This is a genomic window from Kitasatospora sp. NPDC007106, assembly GCF_040634455.1.
GTDB classification, from domain to species: domain Bacteria; phylum Actinomycetota; class Actinomycetes; order Streptomycetales; family Streptomycetaceae; genus Kitasatospora; species Kitasatospora arboriphila.
The window spans coordinates 1-9,578 of sequence record NZ_JBEYFP010000204.1 but is presented as its reverse complement, the minus strand read 5'-3'; the positions used below and the strand labels follow the sequence as shown (position 1 = coordinate 9,578).

The 9,578-nt window shown below is 75.9% G+C and carries 10 protein-coding genes and 1 pseudogene; 5 read left to right on the top strand and 6 right to left on the bottom strand.

Annotated features, from left to right (window positions below; all coding sequences use genetic code 11):
• The 4 genes from ABZ641_RS17790 to ABZ641_RS17775 all read right to left on the bottom strand — a co-directional run.
• A partial coding sequence (locus ABZ641_RS17790; protein ID WP_359982853.1) for an RNA ligase family protein occupies nucleotides 1-1,312 on the bottom strand: 1,312 nt, incomplete at its 3' end.
• A gap of 101 nt (nucleotides 1,313-1,413) precedes the next feature.
• Nucleotides 1,414-1,944, bottom strand: coding sequence for a hypothetical protein (locus ABZ641_RS17785; protein ID WP_344625435.1), 531 nt, complete (start codon nucleotides 1,942-1,944; stop codon nucleotides 1,414-1,416).
• A gap of 88 nt (nucleotides 1,945-2,032) precedes the next feature.
• The gene (locus tag ABZ641_RS17780) at nucleotides 2,033-3,496 is read right to left on the bottom strand and encodes an MFS transporter (RefSeq protein ID WP_344625436.1); all 1,464 of its coding nucleotides are present in this window, start codon (nucleotides 3,494-3,496) and stop codon (nucleotides 2,033-2,035) included.
• Complete coding sequence (locus ABZ641_RS17775; RefSeq protein WP_359982849.1) at nucleotides 3,493-4,077, bottom strand: TetR/AcrR family transcriptional regulator; 585 nt, start codon at nucleotides 4,075-4,077, stop codon at nucleotides 3,493-3,495. The genes ABZ641_RS17780 and ABZ641_RS17775 overlap by 4 nt, the downstream gene beginning before the upstream one ends.
• A 204-nt stretch (nucleotides 4,078-4,281) precedes the next feature.
• Between ABZ641_RS17775 and ABZ641_RS17770 the strand changes: the two genes are divergently transcribed.
• Together ABZ641_RS17770 and ABZ641_RS17765 are read left to right on the top strand one after the other, a co-directional pair.
• Nucleotides 4,282-6,756, top strand: coding sequence for a glycoside hydrolase family 9 protein (locus tag ABZ641_RS17770; protein WP_359982847.1), 2,475 nt, complete (start codon nucleotides 4,282-4,284; stop codon nucleotides 6,754-6,756).
• Between the two features lie 94 nt (nucleotides 6,757-6,850).
• Nucleotides 6,851-6,985, top strand: a complete 135-nt coding sequence (locus ABZ641_RS17765) for a hypothetical protein (protein ID WP_344625439.1) — start codon at nucleotides 6,851-6,853, stop codon at nucleotides 6,983-6,985.
• Between the two features lie 20 nt (nucleotides 6,986-7,005).
• On the opposite strand, the gene ABZ641_RS17760 is transcribed toward ABZ641_RS17765, so the two are convergent.
• Nucleotides 7,006-7,359, bottom strand: coding sequence for a hypothetical protein (locus ABZ641_RS17760; protein ID WP_344625440.1), 354 nt, complete (start codon nucleotides 7,357-7,359; stop codon nucleotides 7,006-7,008).
• A gap of 89 nt (nucleotides 7,360-7,448) precedes the next feature.
• Here ABZ641_RS17760 and ABZ641_RS17755 point away from each other — a divergent pair, with 89 nt between their 5' ends.
• From ABZ641_RS17755 to ABZ641_RS17745, 3 genes are all read left to right on the top strand, one after another.
• Nucleotides 7,449-8,051: an alpha-ketoglutarate-dependent dioxygenase AlkB gene (locus ABZ641_RS17755; RefSeq protein WP_359982843.1), complete on the top strand. Its 603-nt coding sequence runs from the start codon at nucleotides 7,449-7,451 to the stop codon at nucleotides 8,049-8,051.
• Nucleotides 8,052-8,252: 201 nt separating this feature from the next.
• A complete protein-coding gene (locus ABZ641_RS17750; RefSeq protein WP_359982841.1) occupies nucleotides 8,253-8,546 on the top strand; it encodes a hypothetical protein in 294 nt (97 codons plus the stop codon).
• 94 nt (nucleotides 8,547-8,640) lie between these two features.
• On the top strand, nucleotides 8,641-9,348 hold the full coding sequence (locus ABZ641_RS17745; RefSeq protein WP_344625443.1) for a GNAT family N-acetyltransferase: 708 nt from the start codon (nucleotides 8,641-8,643) through the stop codon (nucleotides 9,346-9,348).
• Here the strand turns inward: ABZ641_RS17745 and ABZ641_RS17740 are convergent.
• Nucleotides 9,267-9,578: pseudogene (locus ABZ641_RS17740) on the bottom strand (hypothetical protein); the annotation flags it as partial. The gene ABZ641_RS17745 and the pseudogene ABZ641_RS17740 overlap by 82 nt on opposite strands.

Here is a 9,578-nt window from a genome sequence, read left to right as displayed (position 1 = left end):
CACCGCCCGGTACCGACGTCCCGCCCGCGGCCGGCCCGGCCGACCCCGCCCGGTCGGGGCACGGCACCTCGGCCGCCGCGTGACGGCCCACGGCGGGCAGCCGCCGTTCCCGGGGTCCGACGACCGGAGCATGGCCCTCCAGATCGAGGTCCTGGCCGCGGAGGCCGAACGGCAGATCCAGGACGGGCTGTGGGAGTTGGCGCCGGGTGATGCGGCGCTGGCGCTCAAGACAGCGTCGGGTCTGGCGGAGGCGGTGGGCCCGGACTCCGGCCGGCCGCCGCTGCCGGGCATCGAGCGCCTGGAGTGCCTGCGCGAGGCGCTCGCCGTCCTCGCGATCGGCATCGCCCGGACGCACGGGCGGCTGGCCTGGTTCCTCGCCCGGGCCAGCACCGCACTCGCGCCGGTCCTCCACTGGAGGGTCCTGCCCGCCGCCCACGGGCTGTCCTTCGGCACGGTCGTCCCGACGCCGGACGAACTCGCCGACGCCGAGAACGCGACCCGCCGCCTGTACGCGGTGCTCACCGGCATCGGCGCCGACGCGGCGGGGCCGCCGGCCGAGGACGTCGAGCCGGGCGGAGACCTCGGCCGCGGCCGCCTCGGCGGCCGGTGCCCGCTCCGGGTCGAGTCCGGCGGCGCCGAGCAGGGCGGGCAGGTCGGCGGGCGCGCCGGAGCGCACCGCCCAGAGGGCGGCCGCCGGGCCGAGGCCGTTCTCCACGACCGCGGCGTGCATCCAGTGGGTGTCGGTCCGCACGTGGTGCGGGCGGACCCACTTGGCGACCCGCTGCCCGAACTCCGCGCGGGGGAAGCCCTCGGCGGTGCGGACGACGTACCCCTCGACCCGTTCGGTGTCGAACCGCAGGGCGCGCAGGGCCTTCTCGTCGAGGACGCCGCGCCACAGCACCCGCGGGGCCGGGACGCCGAGGCGGCGCAGGAAGCGCACGGTGTCGTCCCAGCCGAGGCAGTGGTCGGTGTCGTCCCAGACCGAGAACCCGTAGAACCAGCTGTCCAGTTCGCGGTAGGCGAGCGAGTGCCGGGCGAACAGGTTCTCGCCGCAGACCCGCCAGCCGGCCGGCACCGCCGGGCCGATCCGGCCCTGCAGGGCCTTCACCCAGGCGCGCGAGGGGTGGTGGCCGGAGTCCAGCGAGCGGGCGTGCAGGCCGTCCCGGTAGAGGGTGGTGTTCTCGCCGTCGAGCTTCTCGGTGACGACGACCTCCCGGCCGCGCAGCCCGTCGAGGCCGCCCGCCCGGACGTCGTCCGCCGAGGCCCCCGGCGACCAGGGCAGGTGCGGGGTCCGCGGGTAGCTCACGCGCATGATCCGCTCCTGGTCGGGGTGGTGGGACCCCGTCACTGTAGGAGGCGGCCGCCGACCGATCCATCCGATTTCGCCGCCCTCGGCCGTCCCCGGCCGGACGGTCAGCGCGGAGGGAGGGGGACGCCGGTGCCGGGGGCGGTGGGTGCCCAGGTCGGCTCCGCGGTGGCGGTCTTCGGGTCGGTCTCGTTCATTCCGATCTTCCAGCCGTCCTCGCCGGCGTTCCCGTCGAGACGGAGGCGCAGGGCCATGCGCCGGCCCGTGTCGTGGAAGTAGAGCACCACGGCCTGCCGGTCGATCGCGGGACCCATGAACTCGGCGGTGACCCGGCCCTGCGAGCCCTTGCCGAAGGCCTCCACCCAGATCTTGGCATTGGTCAGTGCCCGGGTCTTCGAGCCGTCGGAGGTGGCCAGGGCCGACAGCCGCCCGGCGTCGCCGTCGGCCATCCGCCAGACCGCCTTCTGCACCACCTCCAGGGTCTCCGAGGACGGGTACCCGGCCACCTGCAGCGCGGTGTGGTCGGCGTAGTCGTTGGTGTACTCCACGTCCGGGTCGGAGGGGAGGCCCAGGTAGACCACGACCACCGCAAGGGTGAGCACCGCCGCGAACAGGGCACTCGTGCGGTTCTGGGTCATCGGTGGGCTCCCGGCGGTGTCGATCATGCGGACGGTCCGCGACACCCTAGCGCCCGTGAAACCCCGGGCCGGAGGCCGCCCCGCGCCCCTACGAGGTGCCCGACCGCCGTGGACCCGCGTGGGCGGGGGCCTGGTCGGAGGAGGCCGGGTCGGCGGGGGCCGGGTCGGAGGAGGCCGGGTCGGCGGGGGCCGTGCGGTGGGGGAGGGCCAGGGCGAGGGCGGTGCCCGCGGTGCCGGCGAGGGCGAGGAGGGCGAAGGACGGGCCCAGGGCGTTCTCCAGGGCGGGGCCGGCCGGGTGCGGGGTGCCGGAGAAGAGGGCGAGGGCGGTGGTGGCGGTGGCCACGCCGAGGGCGGGGCCGGTGTTCATGGCGGTCTGCTGGAGTCCGCCGGCCACCCCGGCGTGGGCGGTGGCGGCCCGGCGGACGACCATCGCCGTCGCGGCGACCATCACCGTGCCGAACCCGGCCCCCATCAACAGGAATCCGGCACCGGTGGACAGCGCCCCGGCCGTCCGGTCCAGCCGGGCGAGCACCAGGACGCCGGCGGTGAGCAGCGCCATGGCCGAGGCGATGGTCCGCCGCGGCCCGTGCCGCTTCAGCAGGACGGGGGCGAGCGGTGCGGCGAGCACCATGGCGGCGGCCAGCGGCAGCGCACGCAGGCCGGCCGAGAACGGGTCCAGCGCCAGGACGTCCTGCAGATACCAGCCGGCGAGGAAGAGCGTGCCGAACATGGCCGCGGAGGCGGCGACCAGGACGCCGAGCGAGGCGGCCACGGCCCGGGAACCGACCAGGTCCGGGGGCACCAGCGGGCTTGCGGTGCGCCGTTCGTGCCGGACGAAGGCGGCGCCGGCCGCCGCGGAGACGAGGGCCCCGAGGGCGGCGGACGCCGTCCACCCGGTCTCCGGCAGGCCGACCAGGGTGTGCACCAGGCAGGCCAGGGCCGTGCCGAGCAGCGCGGCGCCGACCGGGTCGAGCCGTACGGGTGCGGAGGGCGCCGGGGGTGTGCCGCGGAGGCCGAGCGCCAGCACACCGATCACCAGTGCGGGAAGGACGTTGAGGGCGAACACGGCCCGCCAGCCGAGCGCGGTGACCAGGGCCCCGCCGAGGACCGGGCCGGCTGCTGCCGCGGCGCCGATGGCGCTGGTCCGGATCGCGACGGCGGTGGCGAGCCGTTCCGGCGGGTAGGCGGCGCGGAGCATGCCGAGGGTGGCGGGCTGCAGGAGGGCGCCGAAGACGCCCTGGACGACCCGCAGGGCGATCACCCAGCCGATGCCGGGGGCGAGCCCGATGCCGGCCGAGGCCGCGCCGAAGCCGAGCGTGCCGACGGCGAACACCCGCCGGTGCCCGTACCGGTCGCCGAGCCGCCCGGCCAGGATCAGCAGGCTCGCCACGGCGATGAGGTAGCCGGTGCTGGTCCACTGGACCTGGGCGAAGTCCGTGTGCAGGTCGCGCTGCAGGGCGGGCTGGGCGACGGTCAGCACGGTGCCGTCCAGTGCGACGAGGACGGCGCCGGTGGTGCTCGCGGCCAGGGTGAGCCGGGGGGAGGGGCTCATGGCTGCACCGTCCCGAGATGGGCGTCGAGTGCGGCGCGCAGCAGCAGTTCGACGTCCTCCGTGCCGGCGGCGAGCTGCAGGCTTCCCCAGGACCAGAGTTGGGCGGTGCCGTGCAGGTTGGCCCAGAGCGCGGCGGCGGCGACCGCTGGTTCGGTGCCGCCGTGCGGGCGGGCCCGGGAGACGAGGTGCACCAGCACCTCGAAGAGCGGCAGGCTGGTCTCCCGGAGGCCCAGCCGGTTGCTCTCCAGCAGGTCGTGGCGGAACATCAGCTCGAACATTCCGCGTTCGGTGCGGGCGAACTCGAGATAGGCCCGGCCGAGGGCGGTGAGTCGCTCCCTCGGTTCCTGCGGCCCGTCGGCGACGGCTGCGGCGACGCGGTCACCGAGCTCGGCGAATCCCCGCCGGGCGATCGCGGACAGCAGCTCCAGACGGGTGGGGAAGTACCGCCGCGGCGCGCCGTGCGAGACGCCGGCGCGGCGGGCGATCTCGCGCAGGGTGAGGGCCTGCACCCCCTCGGCGGCCAGCAGTTCGACCCCGGCCCCGATCAGCCGCTCACGCAGCCCGATGTTCTCCTCGTCCATGGTAGACAGTGTCTACACCAGCTTCGTAGACGCCGTCTACTCGCTTTCGCCGCTGGAGCGCTCCCTTCGGGATCGTTGAACGGGCGCCGCGTGCACGCCTCTTGACGTGCTCTCGGCGACTGGCTTCACTGGCCTTTGGGAGCGCTCCCACGCTGCGCTGCCCGAATCCCCACCCCGTTCCCCGTCCCAGGAAGGCCCCCACCCGTGCCTCCAGCCACCGCCGCCCGCCGGCTGCCGCGCCGCGCGGCCGCCGTCCTGACCGGCCTCGCCCTGGCCGCCACCGGGCTGACCGGCGCGCTCGCCGCCGCCCCCGCCACCGCGGCCACCGCCGCTGCTGCCGCCGACACCCCCGTCCGGGTCAACCAGCTCGGCTACCTGCCGGACGGCCCCAAGCGCGCCACCGTGGTCAGCAGCGCCACCGCCCCGCTCGCCTGGCAGCTGCGCAACGCCGCCGGGACGGCCGTCGCCTCCGGCTCCACCACCGTGCACGGCGCCGACCCGGCCTCCGGCCAGGCCACCCACCTGGTCGACTTCACCGCCTACGGCACCGCGGGGACGGGCTACACCCTGGTCGTCGACGGCCGCGCCAGCCACCCCTTCGACATCTCGGCCGCGCTCTACGACGGCCTGCGCGCCGACAGCATGTCCTTCTTCTACCAGCAGCGCAGCGGCATCCCGATCGACGCCTCGCTCGCCGGCGCCGCCTGGGCCCGCCCGGCCGGCCACCTCGGCGTCGCCCCCAACAAGGGCGACACCTCGGTGCCCTGCCAGGCCGGGGTCTGCGACTACAACCTGGACGTCCGCGGCGGCTGGTACGACGCCGGTGACCAGGGCAAGTACGTGGTCAACGGCGGCATCGCCACCTGGCAGCTGGTCAACTCCTTCGAACGCGCCCACCGGGCCGGCACCGACGCCGCCCTCGGCGACTCCACCCTGAAGGTGCCCGAGCGCGGCAACGGAGTCCCCGACGTGCTCGACGAGGCCCGCTGGGAGCTCGACTTCCTGATGCGGATGCAGGTCCCCGCCGGGAAGCCGATGGCCGGCATGGCCTTCCACAAGGTCCACGACGCCCAGTGGACCGGACTGCCGACCCGCCCCGAACTCGACTCCCAGCAACGCGAACTGCACAAGCCGTCCACCGCCGCCACGCTCAACCTGGCCGCCACCGCCGCCCAGTGCGCCCGCGTCTACGCCCCGTACGACGCCGCCTTCGCCGCCAAGTGCCTAGACTCCGCCCGCCGCGCCTGGGCCGCCGCCAAGGCCGACCCGAACGTCCTCGCCCCCGGCACCGACAGCACCGGCGGCGGCGCCTACGACGACACCGACGTCTCCGACGAGTTCTACTGGGCCGCCGCCGAACTCCTCGCCACCACCGGCGAGGCGCAGTACCGCGACGCCGTCACCTCCTCCGCCCTGCACACCGCCCCCGCCGACGCCTTCTGGTGGGGCGGCACCGCCACCCTCGGCCGGATCACCCTGGCCACCGTCCCCGGCGTCGCCCTGCCCGCCGACGACCTCGCCCGCCTCCGCGGCCGGCTCACCACCGCCGCCGACGGGTACCTCGCCACCATGGCCGGCCAGGGCTACGCCGTCCCGATCGCCGCCGACGGCTACGTCTGGGGCTCCAACAGCTCCGTCGCCAACGACGCCGTGGTGATGGCCGTCGCCTACGAACTCACCGGCCAGCAGCGCTACCGGGCGGGCGCCCTGGAGTCCCTCGACTACCTGCTCGGCCGCAACGCGCTCGACCGCTCCTACGTCACCGGCTACGGCGAGAACGCCTCCGAGAACCAGCACCACCGCTTCTGGGCCCACCAGAACGACGCCTCGCTGCCGCACCCGCCCGCGGGCTCCTTCGCCGGCGGCCCCGACTCCGGCCTGCAGGACCCGGTCGCGGCCGAGAAGCTGACCGGCTGCGCCCCCGCCGCCTGCTACGTCGACGACATCGGCTCGTACTCCACCAACGAGGTCGCGATCAACTGGAACGCGCCGCTGGCCTGGCTCGCCGCCTTCGCCGCGGAGCACCCGGGCGGGCCGCAGCCGACCGTGCCCGCCGTACAGGTGGCCCCGGCCGCGGTGACCGTCCCCGAGGGTGGCTCCGCCGCGGTCGCCGTCCGGCTGTCCGCCGCCCCCGCGCAGAACGTCACCGTCACCGTCGCCCGCACCTCGGGCGACACCGACCTCGCCGCCGCCTCCCTGGTGTTCACGCCCGCGAACTGGGCGACCGCCCAGCAGGTGACCGTCTCCGCCGCCCAGGACGCCGACACCGCCAACGGCAGCGCCGTCTTCACCGCGGGCGGCACCGGGGTCGAGGCCGGCGCCTTCACCGCCACCGAGGCGGACGACGACACCGCCCCGCCCACCGCCCCCTGCACCGTGGCCTACAAGGTCGACAACGCCTGGGGCACCGGCTTCACCGCGACCGTCACCGTCAAGAACACCGGCACCACCACCGTCAACGGCTGGACGGCCGGCTGGACGTACCCCGGCGACCAGCGCATCACCAACGCCTGGAACGCCACCGTCACCCAGACCGGCGCCGCCGTCACCGCCAAGGACGCCGGCTGGAACGGCACCCTCGCCCCCGGGGCCACCGCGAGCTTCGGCTTCCAGGGCACCTACTCCGGCAGCAACACCTTGCCCGGGCAGTTCACGCTCAACGGCGCCGCCTGCAGCTGACAGCGCAGCACGGCCTGCCGCAGCCCGTGCGGGGCACCCGGTCCACGGGTGCCCCGCACCACCCCCCGCCAGGTCTGCGAAAGGACGTACCGCCATGCCCCGCACCGCCGCCCGTACCCGTCCGCCCCGCCCGACCGCGCTGCGCCTCGGCCGGGAGGGCTACGGCGTCGGCGACGACACCCTCTGGTTCGACGACGTCGCCCCGGGACCGTCCCCGATCGCCTGCTGAGCCGGTCCGCAGCGCCCTGATCAGATCGCGCTGTACAAGGCGAGCAGCACGGTCGGGACGGCGGAGAGGCCCGCGCCCGTCCACCAGAACCGCCGGCCGCGCAGGCCCGTCAGCCGGGCCACCCCCAGGTTGACGAGGAACCAGAGCGCGACGGTGCCCGCCCACAGCGGGGCCAGCAGGAGGATCCACGGCAGGATCCCGTCGTTGTCGTTCGGATCCCTGCTGCCCAGGCCGATCCAGACCAGCGGGTAGCTCTGCACGAAGAGCAGGAGCACGAGCAGCGCGGGCACGCCGAGGCAGCCGGTGAGGAGATTGGCCAGCACGACCGCCGTCCAGCGGGCGCGGCCGGGCCGTGCGGTCTCGTCCGTGTCCATGGTCCCCCTCCGAAGATCGTGATCGACGACCGACCGTACCCCTCCGCCGGGAACGGCCGGATGTCGGTGGGCAGGGCTAGCCTGCGGCCATGTCCGAGAACCGGGGGAGTGCGGCGGGGGCCGGCGTGCCCGGGCTGGTGCAGGTGGACGGCTGGCTGGCCGAGCGGGGCTGCGCCGGGCTGCTGGCGAAGATCGACGCCGAGCCCTGGTCGGCGCAGCTGCGGCGGCGGGTGCAGCACTACGGCCACCGGTACGACTACGGCCGGCGCGGCCTGGCCGCCGGGCCGGCCGCCGAGCCCGCCCCGCCGCTGCCGGACTGGGCGCTCGCCCTGGCCGCCCGGCTCCTCGACGAAGGACGCCTGGACGCCCCGGCCGAGCAGGTGATCGTCAACGAGTACCTGCCCGGCCAGGGCATCAGTGCGCACGTGGACTGCGTCCCCTGCTTCGGCCCGGTGGTGGCCGCGCTCTCGCTCGGCTCCGCCGCCGTCATGGACTTCACCGACCCGGCGGGCGGCCGCCGGGTCCCGGTGCCGCTCGCGCCGGGCGGCCTCACCGTGCTGACCGGCCCCGCCCGGTACGCCTGGCGCCACGCGATCCCCGCCCGCCGCAGCGACCCGGGGCCGGACGGCAGGGCGCCGCGCGGCCGCCGGGTCTCGGTGACCTTCCGGACCCTGGCGCAGCGACCCGGCTGACAGGGCCCGGCCGGTATCGCCCGCAGGCCGGACCGATCGGGACCGGTTCGGTCCGATTCCGTGCGAAAGCCCGGAATCCCGGTGGGGCCGCCGCCGACCGGCCTAGCATGACGGCCACAACTGCGCAGACAGCGTGACGACTTGGGGTTGATCCCGCGAACGGCAGCATGCGGCGCCCCCATGTGCACGAGGTGGTGACGGATGACCGACCTGACCCGGCTGAGGGTCCTCTTCGACGAGCTCGGCGACTACCAGCGTTCCCTGGACGACGGGGCACCGCTGGCCGAGGCCAAACCCGCGATGCTCGGCCGGCTGGCCGAGGCGCAGGTGCTGCTCCCGCCCGGGAGCGAGCACCTCTGGAACGGCTTCCGCTGGTGGATCATGCACACCTCGGCCGCCGCCCAGCAGGAGGGCGGCGACAGCGCCTCCGAGCCGTGGCGGGAGTTCCTCGCCGAGGTCGACGACGTCCTCGGCCCGGCGCCCGACGCGGCCTGACCGCTCCCCGCCCGGTGGGAGGCCCGGGGCGGCGGGAAGGATCCGGCCGCCTCCGGTGCTGTCATCGACACCACCGATCCGAGCAGGGGAACGCATGTCCACCACGAACGGCACCCATCCGCTGGACAACCCCGTGCGCGCGGCGCTGGCCGGGCCGCACGCGCTGTTCGCCGGCCGGTTCGGGCGCCTGCTGCACTACCCGGCGGACGTCACCCCCTTCCTCGGCATGCCGGACGAGCCCGGGGCCGAGGACTGGGCCGACGCCGCCGTGCTCGCGGGCCCCGGCGGGCACGTGGTGACGGCGGCCGTCTCCGTCCCGCCGCCCGCGGACTGGCAGGTCACCTTCCGGATCGAGGGGATCCAGCTCGTCGACGAGGGCGTGGCCGCGGCCCCCGACCCGGAGGCCGTCCGGCTCGGTCCGGCCGACGTGCCCGAGATGCTGGCCCTGGTCGAGCGGACCAGGCCCGGCCCCTTCCTGCCGCGCACCGTCGAACTCGGCAGCTACCTCGGCATCCGCCGCGACGGCGTCCTGGTCGCGATGGCCGGCGAACGCTTCCACCCGCCGGGCCACACCGAGATCAGCGCCGTCTGCACCGACGACGCGCACCGCGGCCAGGGCCTCGGCACCCGGCTGGTCAGAGCGGTCGCCGCCGGGATCCGGGCCCGCGGCGAGCGGCCCTTCCTGCACGTGGCCGAGGACAACACCGGCGCCCTGCGGCTCTACGAGTCGCTCGGTTTCCGCGTCCGCCGCTCGGTGACCTTCGCCGGCGCCCGCGTCCCCGCGACGGCCCCCGCGCTCTGAGGCCTGCCGGGCAACGGCGCCGCCAGGACCTCGCGCAGGCGCACGAGTCCGGCGAGCCACTCCCGGCCGTCCCGCGGGTCCGTCCAGCTCGCGACCGCATCGGCCCGGTCGGCGAGGATCCGGTCGAGGGCCCGGACGGCGAGCGGCCGCAGGGCCGTGAGGTCCGGCAGCGGCCGCTGCGGCCCGAACCCCCGGGAGACCGGCTCGCCGCCGGGGCAGCGGGCGGCGAC

Coding starts and splice junctions, on each gene's coding strand:
- ABZ641_RS17765 (WP_344625439.1), top strand. CDS start 6,851: ATGCCCCGCACCGCCGCCCGTACCCGTCCGCCCCGCCCGACCGCGCTG.
- ABZ641_RS17760 (WP_344625440.1), bottom strand. CDS start 7,359: ATGGACACGGACGAGACCGCACGGCCCGGCCGCGCCCGCTGGACGGCG.
- ABZ641_RS17750 (WP_359982841.1), top strand. CDS start 8,253: ATGACCGACCTGACCCGGCTGAGGGTCCTCTTCGACGAGCTCGGCGAC.
- ABZ641_RS17780 (WP_344625436.1), bottom strand. CDS start 3,496: ATGAGCCCCTCCCCCCGGCTCACCCTGGCCGCGAGCACCACCGGCGCC.
- ABZ641_RS17785 (WP_344625435.1), bottom strand. CDS start 1,944: ATGACCCAGAACCGCACGAGTGCCCTGTTCGCGGCGGTGCTCACCCTT.
- ABZ641_RS17745 (WP_344625443.1), top strand. CDS start 8,641: ATGTCCACCACGAACGGCACCCATCCGCTGGACAACCCCGTGCGCGCG.
- ABZ641_RS17775 (WP_359982849.1), bottom strand. CDS start 4,077: ATGGACGAGGAGAACATCGGGCTGCGTGAGCGGCTGATCGGGGCCGGG.
- ABZ641_RS17755 (WP_359982843.1), top strand. CDS start 7,449: ATGTCCGAGAACCGGGGGAGTGCGGCGGGGGCCGGCGTGCCCGGGCTG.